Raw genomic sequence first — 15,241 nt, 5'->3', positions numbered from 1 at the left:
GACGTGCTCATCCCGCGCAGGGTCAAGCACCGGAAGCAGCACTCCCCGAAGCGCCACGGCGCCGCCAAGGGCGGTACGAAGGTCAGCTTCGGCGAGTTCGGCATCCAGGCGCTTGAGCACAGCTACGTGACTAACCGGCAGATCGAGTCCGCTCGTATCGCCATGACCCGTCACATCAAGCGTGGCGGCAAGGTGTGGACGACGATCTACCCGGACCGCCCGCTGACGAAGAAGCCGGCCGAAACCCGCATGGGTTCCGGTAAGGGTTCGCCCGAGTGGTGGATCGCCAACGTGAAGCCGGGTCGCGTGATGTTCGAGATCAGCTTCCCGAACGAGGAGACGGCCCGTGAGGCCCTCCGTCGCGCGATCCACAAGCTGCCCATGAAGTGCCGCATCGTGACCCGTGAAGGTGGTGAGTTCTGATGGCCAACGGCGCCGCCCAGGCTTCGGAGCTTCGTGAGCTCACCGCGGAAGAGCTCGTGCTGCGTCTGAAGGAATACAAGGAGGAGCTCTTCAACCTCCGCTTCCAGATGGCGACCGGGCAGCTGGACAACAACCGTCGGCTGCGCACCGTCCGCACGGACATCGCGCGGATCTACACGGTCATGCGTGAGCGCGAGCTCGGCCTGTCCGTGGCCCCCGACAGCGAGAGTGAAGGTGCCGCATGAGCGAGCCCACCACCGAGAAGCTCGCGCGCAACTATCGCAAGGTGCGCGAGGGCTACGTCGTCTCGGACAAGATGGACAAGACGATCGTGGTCGAGCTCGAGGACCGCAAGAAGCACCCGCGCTACTCGAAGGTTCTGCGCAGCACCACCAAGGTCAAGGTGCACGACGAGAACAACGAGGCGGGCGTGGGCGACCGGGTCACCCTGATGGAGACCCGGCCGCTGTCGGCGACGAAGCGCTGGCGCCTCGTGCAGGTCGTGGAGAAGGCCAAGTAAGCAGGGCTCTTCGGAGTCCTTGGTTCCGCAAGGCTCGCGCGAGCGAGAACCAGCGCGACATACAGGAGTTGACGTGATCCAGCAGGAGTCGCGGCTTCGGGTTGCCGACAACACCGGTGCGAAGGAGATCCTTTGCATCCGTGTTCTCGGTGGCTCCGGGCGGCGCTACGCGGGTATCGGCGACATCATCGTCGCCACCGTTAAGGACGCCATCCCGGCTGCCGGGGTGAAGAAGGGCGACGTCGTCAAGGCGGTCATCGTCCGCACGGTGAAGGAACGCCGGCGTCCGGACGGTTCCTACATCCGCTTCGACGAGAACGCCGCTGTGCTCATCAAGAACGACAACGAGCCCCGTGGCACCCGCATCTTCGGCCCGGTGGGCCGCGAGCTGCGCGACCGAAAGTTCATGAAGATCATTTCGCTCGCGCCGGAGGTGTTGTAAGCCATGAAGGTGAAGAAGGGCGACACGGTCGTCGTCATCGCCGGCAAGGACAAGGGCGCCAAGGGCAAGGTCATCCAGGCCTACCCGGAGCGGGACCGCGTGCTGGTCGAAGGCGTGAACCGGATCAAGAAGCACACCCGGATCACCCAGACCCAGCGTGGCGCGCAGTCCGGGGGCATCGTGACCCAGGAAGCGCCCATCCACGTGTCGAACGTGATGGTCGTGGATTCGGACGGCAAGCCGACCCGCGTGGGCTACCGCATCGGCGAGGACGGCAAGAAGGTCCGGGTCTCGCGCCGGAACGGCAAGGACATCTGACATGACCACCGCAGAGAAGATCGCGCCGCGTCTGAAGACCCGGTACCGCGAAGAGATCAAGGGCGAGCTCCAGAAGGAGTTCTCCATCCCCAACGTGCACCAGATTCCCGGCGTCGTGAAGGTCGTCGTGAACATGGGTGTGGGCGACGCGGCCCGCGACAGCAAGCTCATCGAGGGTGCTGTCCGCGACCTGTCGCTGATCACCGGCCAGAAGCCGGAGGTCCGCAAGGCCCGCAAGTCCATCGCGCAGTTCAAGCTGCGTGAGGGCCAGCCGATCGGTGCGCGCGTGACGCTGCGCGGCGACCGGATGTGGGAGTTCCTGGACCGGCTGCTCACCATCGCGCTGCCCCGTATCCGCGACTTCCGCGGTCTGTCCGGCAAGCAGTTCGACGGCAACGGCAACTACACGTTCGGTCTCAACGAGCAGTCGATGTTCCACGAGATCGACCCCGACGCCATCGACCGTCCGCGCGGCATGGACGTCACGGTCGTCACCACCGCCACCACCGACGACGAGGGCCGGGCGCTGCTGCGCAAGCTCGGTTTCCCGTTCAAGGAGAACTGAGCCGATGGCCAAGAAAGCGCTGGTCCACAAGGCCGCCAAGAAGCCGAAGTTCGCCGTGCGGGGTTACACCCGCTGCAACCGTTGTGGTCGGCCGCACTCGGTGTACCGCAAGTTCGGGCTCTGCCGGATCTGTCTCCGGGAGATGGCACACGCGGGCGAGCTGCCCGGTGTCCGCAAGTCCAGCTGGTAAGAGGCTCGAAACTATTTCCCAGTTCGCCACAGGCCCCGCCCACTGAGTTCTCCGGGATACCCGGACCCAGACAGGGCGGGGAACCAGGCGAGAAAGGTTGACAGGTCACCATGACGATGACCGACCCCATCGCAGACTTCTTGACGCGTCTGCGTAACGCGAACTCGGCGTACCACGACGAGGTCGTGCTTCCCCACTCGAAGATCAAGGCGAACATCGCCGAGATCCTCAAGCGCGAGGGCTACATCGCGGGCTACCGCGACGAGCCGGGCGAGAAGCACAAGAACCTCATCGTGGAGCTGAAGTACGGCCCCAACCGTGAGCGCAGCATCGCCGGCCTCCGGCGCGTGTCCAAGCCGGGTCTGCGGGTGTACGCAAAATCGACCGAACTGCCGTCCGTGCTGGGTGGCCTCGGCGTCGCGATCATCTCGACGTCCGGTGGCCTGCAGACCGACCGTCAGGCCAAGCGCAACAACGTGGGCGGCGAAGTCCTCGCCTACGTCTGGTAAGGAAGGGGGCACAGACATGTCACGCATCGGAAAGCTGCCGGTCGCCGTCCCTTCCGGGGTCGAGGTGACCATCAACGGTCAGCACATTCAGGTCAAGGGGCCCAAGGGCACCCTGGAGCACACCATCGCGGAGCCCATCGTCGTCGAGCGCGGTGACGAAGGCGCTCTGCTGGTGAAGCGTCCGGACGACGAGCGCACGAGCCGTGCCCTGCACGGTCTCACCCGTACACTGGTGAACAACCTCGTGGTGGGTGTGACCCAGGGCTACGAGAAGAAGATGGAAATCCACGGCGTCGGTTACCGCGTGCAGGCCAAGGGCTCGGACCTCGAGTTCGCCCTCGGCTACAGCCACCCGGTGAAGATCGAAGCCCCGGAGGGCATCACCTTCAAGGTGGAGACCCCCACGCGGTTCTCGGTGTCGGGCATCGACAAGCAGAAGGTCGGCCAGATCGCCGCGGTCATCCGCAAGCTGCGCCGTCCCGACCCGTACAAGGGCAAGGGCCTGCGCTACGAGGGTGAGAAGATCCGCCGCAAGGTCGGAAAGACGGGTAAGTGATCATGAGCGACACGACTACGACGAAGCGCAAGCCGGTCGGCAAGGACATCTCGACCCGCCGCCGCGTCGCGAAGGCCCGTCGGCACTTCCGCCTGCGCAAGAAGGTCAGTGGCACGCCGGTTCGTCCGCGGCTGGTCGTCAAGCGTTCCTCGCGGCACATCGCCGTGCAGGTGATCGACGACCTCGCCGGCCACACCCTGGTGTCGGCGTCCACCCTCGAGGCGGACGTCCGCGCGGCCGACGGCGACAAGAAGGCCAAGGCCGCGAAGGTCGGCGAACTCGTCGCCTCGCGCGCCAAGGCGGCCGGGATCTCGGCTGTGGTGTTCGACCGTGGCGGCAACGCCTACCACGGCCGCATCGCCGCGCTCGCCGACGCCGCCCGTGAGGCGGGGTTGGAGTTCTGATGCAGATGCTCGTTAATGGAAGGAATGCCTGATGCCGGGACGTACGCGGCAATTCGGCGGCGGCCAGGGCGGACCCGGCGGTCAGGGCGGCAACGACCGCAATGACCGTCGCGGTGGCGGCCGGGACCGGCGCGACAGCGGCCGTGGCGGGGCCGGCCAGGACAAGACCCCGCACCTCGAGAAGGTCGTGACGATCAACCGCGTCGCGAAGGTCGTGAAGGGTGGTCGTCGCTTCAGCTTCACCGCCCTCGTCGTCGTCGGCGACGGTGACGGCCAGGTCGGCGTCGGCTACGGCAAGGCCAAGGAAGTTCCCGCGGCCATCGCCAAGGGCGTCGAGGAAGCGAAGAAGAACTTCTTCCGCGTGCCTCGCGTCGGCGGCACGATTCCCCACCCGATCCAGGGTGAGGAAGCCGCCGGTGTCGTGCTGCTGCGTCCGGCTTCGGCCGGTACCGGTGTCATCGCCGGTGGCCCGGTGCGCGCGGTGCTGGAGTGCGCCGGTGTCCACGACGTGCTGTCGAAGTCGCTCGGCTCCGACAACGCGATCAACATCGTGCACGCGACCGTTGCGGCTCTGAAGGGTCTGCAGCGTCCCGAAGAGGTCGCGGCCCGCCGCGGTCTCCCGCTCGAGGACGTCGCTCCGGCCCGGATGCTGCGCCAGCGCGCGGGCCAGGGGGTCTGACATGACTCAGCTCAAGGTCACCCAGGTCAAGAGCAAGATCGGCACGAAGCACGCTCACCGCGAGTCGCTGCGCACCCTCGGGCTGCGCAAGATCCGCCAGAGCGTCGTGCGTGAAGACACCCCCCAGGTGCGCGGCCTGATCCACACCGTCCGCCACCTGGTGGAGGTCGAGGAGGTCCAGGCATGACGGCCATCAAGATCCACCACCTGCGCCCGGCTCCGGGCTCGAAGCGCGAGAAGATGCGCGTCGGTCGTGGTGAAGGTTCCAAGGGCAAGACCGCCGGTCGCGGTACGAAGGGCACCAAGGCCCGCAAGAACGTGCCCGCCGGCTTCGAGGGTGGGCAGATGCCCATCCACATGCGGCTGCCGAAGCTGCGTGGCTTCAAGAACCGCTTCCGCACCGAGTACCAGCCGGTGAACGTGGGCGACATCGCCCGCGTGTTCCCGGACGGCGGCAAGATCGGCGTCGAGGAGCTCGTCGCGGGCGGTCTCGTCCGCAAGGGCAGCCTCGTGAAGGTCCTCGGCAACGGCGACGTCAACGGCGTGAAGCTGGACGTCACCGCGGACGGTTTCTCCGGCTCTGCCAAGGAGAAGCTCGAAGCTGCCGGTGGTTCCGCCACCGCCAACTGAGGCAATCGCAGTACCTGACAACGACTCGGGCCCATCCAGCGCACAGCTGGGTGGGCCCGAGTCGTTTCTGCCGGGTGGCCCCGAGGGCTTGCATCCGCTGCGCGCCCACGGACGGGCTCTTGCTCCACACCCCCACGGCGGAGACAAACCCCCGCCCTCCCAGGGGGCGTCCCCGGTCCCATTCCATCGGAGAGCACCGACAAAGTCGGCCGGCCGCTGCAACTGTCCACAGGCGAGCCGAGTTGTGGACAACCGTCCTGCGCGACCCAAAGTCGATCAACATCCGGCGCGGTACCCAAGCCGGGGATCCGTTGCCCCGCAACGGAGCAACCCCCACCTTGCCCGTGCGTCCACCGTGTAGCGGCCATCGGGACACGACTGAAGACCGGGGCCGAACAGGTGATCATTTCGCCTGCGAACGGTCCAACCTGCGGCATCGCCCCAGACCTCTCGGGACCGACTGAGACGGAAAACGCACACGCGCTGCGGACGCCCCCTGTGAAGCTGTTAGAGTCGGCCACACGCTTCGGGACCAGTGTGCCCTGAGGCGTTCCTGGCTTGCCTGCCAGTGAGCTGTGTTCCCGCCGGCCTCGTGCCGGCCAAGCCGATCGTCGGTAGGACAGCCGACGACGCCGAGGAGGTCCCCCGCGTGCTCAGCGCCTTCCGCTCGGCTCTCGCGACGCCGGATCTACGCAAGAAGATCCTGTTCACGCTAGCCATCGTCGCGGTCTACCGGATCGGTGCCGCCATCCCGGCCCCGGGGATCTCGTTCTCCGCCGTGCAGGCCTGTAGCTCTCAGGCCGACCAGCAGGGCGTCTACCAGCTGCTGAACCTGTTCAGCGGTGGTGCGCTGCTCCAGCTGTCGCTGTTCTCGACCGGCATCATGCCGTACATCACGGCGAGCATCATCATCCAGCTGCTGACCGTGGTGATCCCGCGGTTCGAAGAGCTGAAGAAGGAAGGCCAGGCCGGCCAGAACAAGCTCACGCAGTACACCCGGTACCTCACGATCGCCCTGGCGATCCTGCAGGCCACCGGCGTTGTCGCGCTGGCCGACCGCGGCACCCTGTTCCAGGGCTGCCAGCAGCAGATCATCCCGGACAACAGCGTCTACTCGCTGGCCCTGATCGTCTGCACGATGACCGCGGGCACCGCGGTCATGATGTGGCTGGGTGAGCTCATCACCGAGCGCGGCGTCGGCAACGGCATGTCCGTCCTGATCTTCCTGAACATCGCGGCCCGCATCCCCACCGAGGGCGCCAACATCCTGAGCAACGGCGGCGGCATCGCCCTGGTCATGATCGTCATCTTCGGTTTGGTGATCATCGCGAGCGTCATCTTCGTGGAGCAGGGGCAGCGCCGGATCCCGGTGCAGTACGCCAAGCGCATGATCGGCCGCCGGATGTACGGCGGCACGTCGACGTACCTGCCGATCAAGGTGAACCAGGCCGGTGTCATCCCGGTCATCTTCGCGTCGTCGCTGCTGTACCTGCCGCAGCTGCTCAGCCAGCTCATCGGCGATCCGAACAGCAACTCCGGCTGGCAGTCCTTCATCCAGAACTACCTGGTCAACCAGAGCAGCTGGGTGCACATCCTGCTGTACTTCGCGTTGATCATCTTCTTCACGTACTTCTACATCACGATCACGTTCAACGTCGACGAGCGTGCGGACGAGATGAAGAAGTTCGGTGGCTTCATCCCGGGTATCCGCCCGGGCCGTCCCACCGCCGAATACCTGAGCTACGTCCTCGGCCGGATCACCCTGCCGGGCTCGCTGTACCTGGGCATCATCGCGATCCTCCCGAACTTCTTCCTGTCCCTCACCGGCAGCGGGAACAATCAGAACTTCCCGTTCGGTGGCACGGCTGTGCTGATCATGGTGGGTGTCGGGCTCGACACCGTGAAGCAGATCGAAAGCCAGCTGATGCAGCGCAACTACGAAGGGTTCTTGAAGTGACGCGAGTGGTTCTCGTCGGCCCGCCCGGCGCGGGTAAAGGTACGCAGGCGGTGGCCCTGTCGGAGCAGCTGCGGGTTCCGCACATCTCGACGGGCGACCTGTTCCGCGCGCACGTCGGTCAGGAGACGCCGCTCGGCCAGGAGGCCAAGCGCTACCTCGACTCGGGTGAGCTCGTCCCCGACTCGGTGACCAACGAGATGGTCCGCGAGCGGCTCGCCGAGCCCGACGCGAAGGCCGGCTTCCTGCTCGACGGCTTCCCCCGCAACACGAAGCAGGCCGAGGTCCTCGGCGAGATGCTGAAGGAAGCCGACTGCGCGCTCGAGTCGGTGATCCAGCTGCAGGTGCCCGAGGACGTGGTCGTGTCCCGGCTGATGGCCCGTGGTCGCGCCGACGACACCGAAGAGGTCATCCGCCGCCGCCAGCAGATCTACTGGTCCGAGACGGCTCCGCTGCTGGAGTACTACGCCGATATCCTGGTGGCTGTCGACGGCGTGGGCGATGTGCAGGAGATCTCGGACCGCGTGCTGGAAGCGCTGCGCGACCGCACGTGAATCTCGGAGGGTTGCGTGTTCTGCAAGTGCTCCGCCGTGGGCGCATGATCGAGGTCAAGACGTCAGGCGAGCTGCAGGCGATGCGGGCGGCCGGGCTGGTCGTCGCGAGGACGCTGGCCGCCGTGCGCGAGCGTGCGCAGGTGGGTGTCAGCACCGCCGAGCTCGACGAGCTGGCCGAGCAGACGATCCGCGACGCGGGGGCCGTGCCGTCCTTCAAGGGCTACCACGGTTTCCCCGCGTCGATCTGCGCGTCGGTGAACGAACAGATCGTCCACGGCATCCCGTCGAGCCGGCAGGTGCTGGCCGACGGTGACCTGATCTCGGTCGACTGCGGCGCCATCCTCGACGGCTGGCACGGCGACTCCGCCGTGACACTCGCGATCGGCGCCGTCAGCGAGAAGGACCTCGCGCTGTCCGCGGCCACGGAGAAGTCCATGTGGGCCGGCATCGAGGCCGTGCGCGCGGGCGGCCGGCTGACCGACATCTCGTTCGCGGTGCAGACGGCGGCCGAGAACGCGGGCCGCGACAACGGCGTCGAGTACGGGATGATCCTCGAGTACGGCGGCCACGGCATCGGCCGCCAGATGCACATGGACCCGTTCCTGCCGAACGTCGGCAAGCCCGGCAAGGGCCCGCGGCTCAAGGTCGGCATGGCGCTCGCGATCGAGCCCATGCTCACCGGCGGCGGCGGCGAGACCGTGGAGCTCGAGGACGGCTGGACCGTGGTCACGGCCGACGGCTCCCGCGCCTCGCACTGGGAGCACACCGTCGCCATCACCGAGGACGGTCCCTGGGTGCTCACCGCGCCCGAGCAGGACTGACACCGCCGCTCACCCCGCCGGCAATGTTCACCTGACCAGGCGATTCTCGCAGGTCGGCTCGTTTTCAGGCATACTGGAACCCTGGCGCCCCACCGTCGGCTTGTAGCACAGTTACCCCCCGTTTGGGGGTCGCGACACGAGTTGCGTACACTGTCAAGTCGGCGTACTCATCGCGCCGGTTCCTGCGCGCTCGTGAACTCTCGCGAACACTCGGAGTCGGGGTGGAGTGTGCCGGAGCAGCACCCCAGTAAGCAAGGGACTCGAGCTCAAACCGATCACGCTGTGTGCATCAAGCGTGCATTCAGGGATTGCGGAGGACATGGCTAAGAAAGACGGGGCCATCGAGGTCGAAGGCCGCGTGGTCGAGCCGCTCCCCAACGCGATGTTCCGCGTCGAGTTGGAGAACGGCCACAAAGTTCTTGCCCACATCAGCGGCAAGATGCGGCAGCACTACATCCGCATCCTGCCCGAGGACAGGGTCGTCGTGGAGCTTTCGCCCTACGACTTGTCTCGTGGTCGCATCGTCTACCGCTACAAGTGATCACGAAGAGCTGAGAAGAAGCAGGAGAGTCGGAGACGTGAAGGTCCAGCCGAGCGTCAAGAAGATCTGCGACAAGTGCAAGGTGATCCGCCGCCACGGCCGGATCATGGTGATCTGCGAGAACCTGCGTCACAAGCAGCGTCAGGGCTGAGCACCGCACTCCAGCAGAGTGGATTGACGGCTACACACCCTCCCCGCACCTGCCGGGCCGCGTGAGCGGTCCGGTTCACCCCCGGACTTCAGGCCGGGGCCGGGACACCCGCAGCGCAAGCCGCGGGCACGACAGGCGAGTCGGTTCCGGAACCGGACGGGGAGAAGACCTGAAGACGAAATCGAAGAAGGAGCTACAGCGCCCATGGCACGACTCGCTGGCGTAGACCTCCCCCGCGAAAAGCGGTTGGAGATCGCGCTGACCTACATCTACGGCATCGGCCGTACGCGCTCGAAGCAGATGATCGTTGCTGCCGAGCTCAACGCGGACACCCGCGTGAAGGACCTCAGCGATGAGGACCTCATCAAGCTTCGTGACTACATCGACGAGCACTTCAAGGTCGAGGGTGACCTGCGTCGCGAGGTGAACGCCGACATCCGTCGCAAGATCGAGATCGGCACCTACCAGGGCCTGCGCTGGCGTCGTGGTCTGCCCGTCCGCGGTCAGCGGACCAAGACCAACGCCCGCACCCGCAAGGGTCCGAAGAAGACGGTCGCCGGCAAGAAGAAGGCTGGCAAGAAGTGAGCGTCAAGGGCAAGAAGGTCGTGCAGATGGGCGGCGGGAACCGTCGCGGCACGGCTTGTGTCTCGCCCAAGGCGCTCTACGCCCGCCCGATGGCGCTGCGGAACCTGTACACCGACGCCGGATCGATCATCCGACGCGGTCAGGCCGAAGCGGTTGCCGCTCACCAAGAGAACGCGCGCTAACAGGAGAACCCTCAGAACATGCCACCGAAGTCTCGTACTGCGGCGGGGGCCAAGAAGGTCCGCCGCAAGGAAAAGAAGAACGTCGCGCACGGTCACGCGCACATCAAGAGCACGTTCAACAACACCATCGTCTCGATCACGGACCCCACGGGCGCCGTGATCGCGTGGGCGTCGAGTGGTCACGTGGGCTTCAAGGGCTCGCGTAAGTCCACCCCGTTCGCCGCGCAGATGGCCGCCGAGAACGCTGCCCGCAAGGCTGCCGAGCACGGCATGAAGAAGGTCGACGTCTTCGTGAAGGGCCCGGGTTCGGGCCGCGAGACGGCGATCCGCTCGCTGCAGGCCGCCGGTCTCGAGGTCGGCACCATCCAGGACGTGACCCCGCAGCCTCACAACGGCTGCCGCCCGCCCAAGCGGCGCCGGGTCTGAGGAACGGGGAGGAGTAAGAAGAAATGGCTCGTTACACCGGCCCCGCGACGCGTATTTCGCGTCGCCTCAAGGTTGACCTCATCGGCGGCGACCAGGCTTTCGAGCGTCGCCCCTACCCGCCGGGCCAGCACGGCCGCGGGCGCATCAAGGAGTCCGAGTACCTCCTGCAGTCGCAGGAGAAGCAGAAGGCTCGCTACACCTACGGCGTTCTCGAGCGCCAGTTCGTCCGGTACTACAAGGAAGCCGTGCGGCGTCCGGGTAAGACCGGTGAGAACCTGCTGCAGATCCTCGAGTCCCGGCTGGACAACGTGATCTACCGCGCCGGCATCGCCCGCACCCGCCGTCAGGCGCGTCAGCTGGTGAGCCACGGCCACTTCCTGGTCAACGGCGTCAAGGTCAACGTCCCGTCCTTCCAGGTCTCCAAGTGGGACATCATCGACGTGCGGCCGAAGTCGTTCGCGATGCTGCCCTTCGTGGTGGCGAAGGAGTCCTTCGGCGAGCGCCCCATCCCGGCGTGGCTGCAGGTCGTCCAGTCCAACCTCCGCGTGCTGGTCCACCAGCTGCCGGAGCGCGCGCAGATCGACGTTCCGGTCCAGGAACAGCTGATCGTCGAGCTCTACTCGAAGTAATCCGTGCCCAGGCCTCGTGCCTGGTCCGGATATGGGCGGCGGCGCAACAGGTGCGCCGCCGCCGCGCCATCCCTTCGACGTCATATGGCGGGCGTCGTCTGGAAAGGAATTAGGAAAAATGCTGATTTCCCAGCGGCCGGCTCTCGGCGAAGAGACGGTCAACGAGACCCGCTCCCGGTTCACCATCGAACCGCTGGAGCCCGGCTTCGGCTACACGCTCGGCAACTCGCTGCGGCGCACGCTGCTGTCGTCCATTCCGGGCGCGGCCGTGACGAGCATCCGCATCGACGGCGTGCTGCACGAGTTCACCACCGTTCCGGGGGTGAAGGAAGACGTCACCGACATCATCCTGAACCTCAAGGAGCTCGTGGTGTCCTCGGAAGAGGACGAGCCGGTCACCATGTACCTGCGCAAGCAGGGCCCCGGTGAGGTCACGGCTGCCGACATCGTGCCCCCGGCCGGCGTCACCGTGCACAACCCGGACCTTCACATCGCGGCCCTGAACGGCAAGGGCAAGCTCGAGATCGAGCTCGTCGTCGAGCGCGGCCGCGGTTACGTTCCGGCCCTGCAGAACAAGCAGGCCGGCGCCGAGATCGGCCGCATCCCGGTCGACTCGATCTACTCGCCGGTGCTGAAGGTGACGTACAAGGTCGAGGCCACTCGCGTCGAGCAGCGCACCGACTTCGACAAGCTGATCCTGGACGTCGAGACCAAGCCGTCGATCACGCCGCGCGACGCGGTCGCCTCGGCGGGCAAGACGCTGGTGGAGCTGTTCGGTCTCGCTCGCGAGCTGAACGTCGACGCCGAGGGCATCGAGATCGGCCCGTCGCCGCAGGAAGCGGACACCATCGCCGCCTACGCGATGCCGATCGAGGACCTGGACCTCACCGTCCGGTCGTACAACTGCCTGAAGCGCGAAGGCATCCACACGGTGGGCGAGCTCGTCTCGCGCAGCGAGGCGGACCTGCTCGACATCCGCAACTTCGGTGCGAAGTCGATCGACGAGGTCAAGCTGAAGCTGGTCGGTCTCGGCCTGGCGCTCAAGGACAGCCCGCCCGGGTTCGACCCGACCGCGGCTGCCTCCAGCTACGACGGTGAGGGCTGGTCGGGAAGCGTCGCCGGCATCGGTGGCGGGATTTCGGACGAGGGCCACGACGATGGCCAGGACTACGCAGAGACGGAGCAGCTGTAAGGCCGCGTAGGCCTGGAGCTGTGCAGCTGAACTAGGAGAACCAATGCCCACCCCTACCAAGGGAGCCCGGCTCGGCGGGTCGTCCGCGCACGAGCGGCTGATCCTGGCCAACCTGGCCACGCAGCTGTTCGAGCACGGCAAGATCACCACGACCGAGGCGAAGGCCCGCCGGGTGCGCCCGCTGGCCGAGAAGCTGATCACCAAGGCGAAGCGGGGCGACCTGCACAACCGTCGCCAGGTGCAGAAGGTCGTGCGTGACAAGGACGTCGTGCACAAGCTCTTCGCCGAGATCGGTCCGCACTTCGCGGAGCGCGCCGGCGGTTACACCCGCATCACCAAGACGATGCCGCGCAAGGGCGACAACGCCGCCATGGCCGTCATCGAACTGGTCGCGGAGAAGACCGTGACGTCGGAAGCCGAGCGGGCTCGCAACACGAAGTTCGCGAAGGACGAGAAGCCGGCTGAGACCGCCGTGGTCGAAGAGACCACTGCTGACGAAGCCGTCGCCGAAGAGGCCGCCACCGAGGCTCCGGCCGAGGAGACCGCCGAGACCGCTGAGGTCGCTGCGGACGAGGCTGCCGCCGACGACGCGGACGCCAAGAAGGACTGAAGTCCTGACGGCACAGTCGACACCGGACGAGCCCGCCACTCCCTCCGGGGAGGGCGGGCTCGTTCGTCTGCGTCTGGACGTCTCCTACGACGGCACGGACTTCTCGGGCTGGGCTCGTCAGCCGGGCCGGCGCACGGTGCAGGCCGAGCTGGAAGCGGCCCTGCAGCGTCAGCCACCGGGCGCGTCCGTGCCGAAGTCCGTGGTCGTCGCCGGCCGCACGGACGCCGGAGTGCACGCGACGGGTCAGGTCGTGCACGTCGACGTCGTCCCACTGGAGCCGAGCGCTCCCGGCCGTGTGCCGGTTGACGCGCACGGCATCCCGGACCTGACGCGCATGACGGGCCGCTGGAACAAGCTGATGCCCGCCGACGTGCGCGTGCTGGGTGCCCGTATCGCCCCGGCGGGCTTCGATGCCCGCTTCTCGGCCATCCGCCGCCACTACCGCTACCGCGTCTCGGATGCGCCGTGGGGCGTCGATCCGCTGCGCCGCAACGAAACCCTCGCCTGGGGTCGGCCACTGTCGACGGACGCCATGAACGAGGCCGCCGCGGACCTGCTGGGCCTGCAGGACTTCGCCGCTTACTGCAAGCAGCGCGAGGGCGGCACCACGATCCGCGAGCTGCAGCAGCTGGAGTGGACCCGGCTCGACGAGCACCTGCTGGAAGTCCGGGTGTCCGCCGACGCCTTCTGCCACTCCATGGTCCGCAGCCTCGTCGGCGTGCTGCTGATGGTCGGCGACGGCCGCCGCTCCCGCTCCTGGCCCGCCGAGGTCCTTTCCAGCGGCACGCGGGACAGCGCCGTCGCCCCGGCCCACGGCCTCACGCTCACCGCCGTGGACTACCCGCCGGACGCGGAACTCGCCGCGCGCGCCGAGCAGACGCGCAACGTCCGCTCCGCCGAGGACCTGTAGCTTCTCTCCGCGTGGGAGACACGGCAGAGCACCAGGACCAGACCAGGGCGGCCTACGACGGCGTCGTCGAGCTGTACGCGTCGCTCTTCGCCGACCGGCAGCTGGAGACGATGCCGTTCACTCGGACCATGGTCCGCACGTTCGCCGACCTGGTAGCCGCGACGGAGAATTCGCAGGTGGCCGACATCGGCTGCGGCCCCGGGCACATCACCGCGTTTCTGGCCGACCGGGGCCTGGCCGCCCGCGGCCTCGACCTTTCGCCGGGCATGGTCGAGCACGCCCGGAAGTCCTTCCCGGCCCTGCGCTTCGACGAGGCGCGCACGGAAGCCCTGCCGCTCGAGGACGGCTCCCTCGGCGGTGTGGTGGCCCACTACTCGCTGATCCACACCCCGCCGCCGGAACTGCCCGCGCTGCTCGCCGAGCTGACGCGCGTCCTGGCCCCCGGCGGCCTGGCGCTGGTCTCATTCTTCGCGACCGACGCCCCGGAGCCGGTCCGCTTCGACCACAAGGTCGCGCCCGCCTACAGCTGGCCGGTGGACCACTTCGCCGACCTGCTCACCACCGCCGGCCTCGCCGAGTCCGCCCGCCTCGTCCACGACCCGCGATCCGAGCGGGGTTTCCTCGACGCGCACCTGCTGGCCCGCCGCTAGCTGTAGCGCACGGCCGATGGCGGCGAACCGGCATCAAGGGGCGGCGTATCGGTGGTGAGCCACGCCGTGGGCGTGATGACCTGGTGTGGTCCTCCATCGCGAGCCGAGAAGGAGATTTGCCATGGCGACGTTCGTCCTCGTGCCCGGTGCGTGGCACGGTTCCTGGGCGTTCGAGTCGGTCATCCCGCTGCTGGAGCGGGCCGGTCACACCGTCCACGCCCTGACCCTCACGGGACTGCGGCCCAACGATGACGATGCGACGGTTGCGAGCGCCAACCTCGACACCCACGCCGACGACGTCGTGAGCCTCCTGGATCGCGCGCGGATCACCGACGCGACGCTGGTCGGCCACAGCTACGGCGGGATGGTGATCTCGGCCGCCGCAGACCGCGCGGGCGGCCGTGTCTCCCGTCTGGTTCACCTCGACGCGTACGTTCCGCGCGACGGCGAGTCGTGCTGGTCGTTGACCACCGAGGCGTACCGGCAGTCGTTCGTGGCCGGTGCGGCTGACACGGGCCGCGCCGTCCGGCCGCCGTCCCGCGGCCCGCACGGCGGCGATCCCCGCCGCCGTCCGCACCCCCTCGCCTCCCTGGTGCAAACGATCCGGCTCACCGGCGTCGTCGATCGGGTGCCCCGGCGCGATTTCGTGTACTGCTCAGGCTGGGAAGACCGCACTCCCTTCGCCGGACTCCGCGCGCGGCTCCAAGCCGATCCGGGCTGGCGCGTCCATGACCTCCCCACCGCCCACAATGCGATGCGGGAGGCCCCGGGCGCCGTCGCCGAGCTCCTGATCTGAAAAC

The 15,241-nt window shown here is 67.4% G+C and carries 27 protein-coding genes; all 27 read left to right on the top strand.

The window, feature by feature from the left end; genetic code table 11:
* Positions 1-3 precede the first annotated feature (3 nt).
* The 27 genes from rplP (at position 4) to QRX50_RS04065 (ending at position 15,237) form a co-directional block, all read left to right on the top strand.
* Positions 4-423, top strand: coding sequence for a 50S ribosomal protein L16 (gene rplP, locus QRX50_RS04195; RefSeq protein WP_091618501.1), 420 nt, complete (start codon positions 4-6; stop codon positions 421-423).
* Positions 423-668 (top strand): 50S ribosomal protein L29, encoded by a 246-nt coding sequence (rpmC, locus tag QRX50_RS04190; protein WP_220246084.1) that lies wholly within the window; start codon positions 423-425, stop codon positions 666-668. Before rplP ends, rpmC begins: the two co-directional genes overlap by 1 nt.
* Positions 665-943 (top strand): 30S ribosomal protein S17, encoded by a 279-nt coding sequence (gene rpsQ / locus QRX50_RS04185; protein ID WP_220246085.1) that lies wholly within the window; start codon positions 665-667, stop codon positions 941-943. The genes rpmC and rpsQ overlap by 4 nt, the downstream gene beginning before the upstream one ends.
* Positions 944-1,016: 73 nt before the next feature.
* Entirely contained in the window at positions 1,017-1,385 is a 369-nt protein-coding gene (rplN, locus tag QRX50_RS04180) for a 50S ribosomal protein L14 (RefSeq protein WP_004558867.1), read from the top strand.
* A gap of 3 nt (positions 1,386-1,388) precedes the next feature.
* The gene (gene rplX / locus QRX50_RS04175) at positions 1,389-1,703 is read left to right on the top strand and encodes a 50S ribosomal protein L24 (RefSeq protein WP_204091700.1); all 315 of its coding nucleotides are present in this window, start codon (positions 1,389-1,391) and stop codon (positions 1,701-1,703) included.
* A gap of 1 nt (position 1,704) precedes the next feature.
* A complete protein-coding gene (gene rplE / locus QRX50_RS04170) occupies positions 1,705-2,268 on the top strand; it encodes a 50S ribosomal protein L5 (RefSeq protein WP_285970661.1) in 564 nt (187 codons plus the stop codon).
* Positions 2,269-2,272: 4 nt separating this feature from the next.
* Positions 2,273-2,458 carry a type Z 30S ribosomal protein S14 gene (locus QRX50_RS04165; protein ID WP_220246087.1) on the top strand — a complete coding sequence of 62 codons (186 nt, stop codon included), beginning with the start codon at positions 2,273-2,275 and terminating at the stop codon, positions 2,456-2,458.
* A gap of 110 nt (positions 2,459-2,568) precedes the next feature.
* Positions 2,569-2,967, top strand: a complete 399-nt coding sequence (gene rpsH / locus QRX50_RS04160; protein ID WP_220246088.1) for a 30S ribosomal protein S8 — start codon at positions 2,569-2,571, stop codon at positions 2,965-2,967.
* Between the two features lie 16 nt (positions 2,968-2,983).
* Positions 2,984-3,523, top strand: a complete 540-nt coding sequence (rplF, locus tag QRX50_RS04155) for a 50S ribosomal protein L6 (RefSeq protein ID WP_285970660.1) — start codon at positions 2,984-2,986, stop codon at positions 3,521-3,523.
* Entirely contained in the window at positions 3,520-3,927 is a 408-nt protein-coding gene (gene rplR, locus QRX50_RS04150; RefSeq protein ID WP_285970659.1) for a 50S ribosomal protein L18, read from the top strand. Before rplF ends, rplR begins: the two co-directional genes overlap by 4 nt.
* A 31-nt stretch (positions 3,928-3,958) precedes the next feature.
* Positions 3,959-4,606, top strand: coding sequence for a 30S ribosomal protein S5 (gene rpsE / locus QRX50_RS04145; protein ID WP_155548876.1), 648 nt, complete (start codon positions 3,959-3,961; stop codon positions 4,604-4,606).
* 1 nt (position 4,607) lies between these two features.
* Entirely contained in the window at positions 4,608-4,793 is a 186-nt protein-coding gene (gene rpmD, locus QRX50_RS04140) for a 50S ribosomal protein L30 (protein WP_020643215.1), read from the top strand.
* Positions 4,790-5,236: a 50S ribosomal protein L15 gene (rplO, locus tag QRX50_RS04135; protein WP_285970658.1), complete on the top strand. Its 447-nt coding sequence runs from the start codon at positions 4,790-4,792 to the stop codon at positions 5,234-5,236. The genes rpmD and rplO overlap by 4 nt, the downstream gene beginning before the upstream one ends.
* Before the next feature lie 649 nt (positions 5,237-5,885).
* Positions 5,886-7,193 carry a preprotein translocase subunit SecY gene (gene secY / locus QRX50_RS04130; RefSeq protein WP_285974356.1) on the top strand — a complete coding sequence of 436 codons (1,308 nt, stop codon included), beginning with the start codon at positions 5,886-5,888 and terminating at the stop codon, positions 7,191-7,193.
* Entirely contained in the window at positions 7,190-7,744 is a 555-nt protein-coding gene (locus QRX50_RS04125) for an adenylate kinase (protein ID WP_285970657.1), read from the top strand. The genes secY and QRX50_RS04125 overlap by 4 nt, the downstream gene beginning before the upstream one ends.
* 44 nt (positions 7,745-7,788) lie before the next feature.
* Positions 7,789-8,565, top strand: coding sequence for a type I methionyl aminopeptidase (gene map, locus QRX50_RS04120; RefSeq protein WP_285970656.1), 777 nt, complete (start codon positions 7,789-7,791; stop codon positions 8,563-8,565).
* A gap of 319 nt (positions 8,566-8,884) precedes the next feature.
* The gene (infA, locus tag QRX50_RS04115) at positions 8,885-9,106 is read left to right on the top strand and encodes a translation initiation factor IF-1 (protein WP_004558881.1); all 222 of its coding nucleotides are present in this window, start codon (positions 8,885-8,887) and stop codon (positions 9,104-9,106) included.
* 37 nt (positions 9,107-9,143) lie between these two features.
* Positions 9,144-9,257: a 50S ribosomal protein L36 gene (rpmJ, locus tag QRX50_RS04110; RefSeq protein ID WP_004558882.1), complete on the top strand. Its 114-nt coding sequence runs from the start codon at positions 9,144-9,146 to the stop codon at positions 9,255-9,257.
* A gap of 204 nt (positions 9,258-9,461) precedes the next feature.
* On the top strand, positions 9,462-9,842 hold the full coding sequence (gene rpsM / locus QRX50_RS04105) for a 30S ribosomal protein S13 (protein WP_285970655.1): 381 nt from the start codon (positions 9,462-9,464) through the stop codon (positions 9,840-9,842).
* Positions 9,839-10,024, top strand: coding sequence for a hypothetical protein (locus QRX50_RS04100; protein WP_285970654.1), 186 nt, complete (start codon positions 9,839-9,841; stop codon positions 10,022-10,024). Before rpsM ends, QRX50_RS04100 begins: the two co-directional genes overlap by 4 nt.
* A gap of 18 nt (positions 10,025-10,042) precedes the next feature.
* A complete protein-coding gene (gene rpsK, locus QRX50_RS04095; RefSeq protein WP_004558885.1) occupies positions 10,043-10,450 on the top strand; it encodes a 30S ribosomal protein S11 in 408 nt (135 codons plus the stop codon).
* A 23-nt stretch (positions 10,451-10,473) separates the two neighbouring features.
* Entirely contained in the window at positions 10,474-11,079 is a 606-nt protein-coding gene (gene rpsD, locus QRX50_RS04090) for a 30S ribosomal protein S4 (protein WP_285970653.1), read from the top strand.
* A gap of 118 nt (positions 11,080-11,197) precedes the next feature.
* The gene (locus QRX50_RS04085; RefSeq protein WP_285970652.1) at positions 11,198-12,271 is read left to right on the top strand and encodes a DNA-directed RNA polymerase subunit alpha; all 1,074 of its coding nucleotides are present in this window, start codon (positions 11,198-11,200) and stop codon (positions 12,269-12,271) included.
* A gap of 43 nt (positions 12,272-12,314) precedes the next feature.
* Entirely contained in the window at positions 12,315-12,881 is a 567-nt protein-coding gene (gene rplQ / locus QRX50_RS04080; RefSeq protein WP_285970651.1) for a 50S ribosomal protein L17, read from the top strand.
* Positions 12,882-12,954: 73 nt separating this feature from the next.
* Positions 12,955-13,791, top strand: coding sequence for a tRNA pseudouridine(38-40) synthase TruA (truA, locus tag QRX50_RS04075; protein WP_285974355.1), 837 nt, complete (start codon positions 12,955-12,957; stop codon positions 13,789-13,791).
* An 11-nt stretch (positions 13,792-13,802) separates the two neighbouring features.
* Positions 13,803-14,441, top strand: coding sequence for a class I SAM-dependent methyltransferase (locus QRX50_RS04070; RefSeq protein WP_285970650.1), 639 nt, complete (start codon positions 13,803-13,805; stop codon positions 14,439-14,441).
* Between the two features lie 121 nt (positions 14,442-14,562).
* The gene (locus QRX50_RS04065; RefSeq protein WP_285970649.1) at positions 14,563-15,237 is read left to right on the top strand and encodes an alpha/beta fold hydrolase; all 675 of its coding nucleotides are present in this window, start codon (positions 14,563-14,565) and stop codon (positions 15,235-15,237) included.
* Positions 15,238-15,241: the final 4 nt, after the last annotated feature.

The sequence above is a fragment of the Amycolatopsis sp. 2-15 genome, assembly GCF_030285625.1.
In the GTDB taxonomy this organism is placed as follows: domain Bacteria; phylum Actinomycetota; class Actinomycetes; order Mycobacteriales; family Pseudonocardiaceae; genus Amycolatopsis; species Amycolatopsis carbonis.
This window is presented reverse-complemented; position numbering and strand designations above follow the sequence as displayed.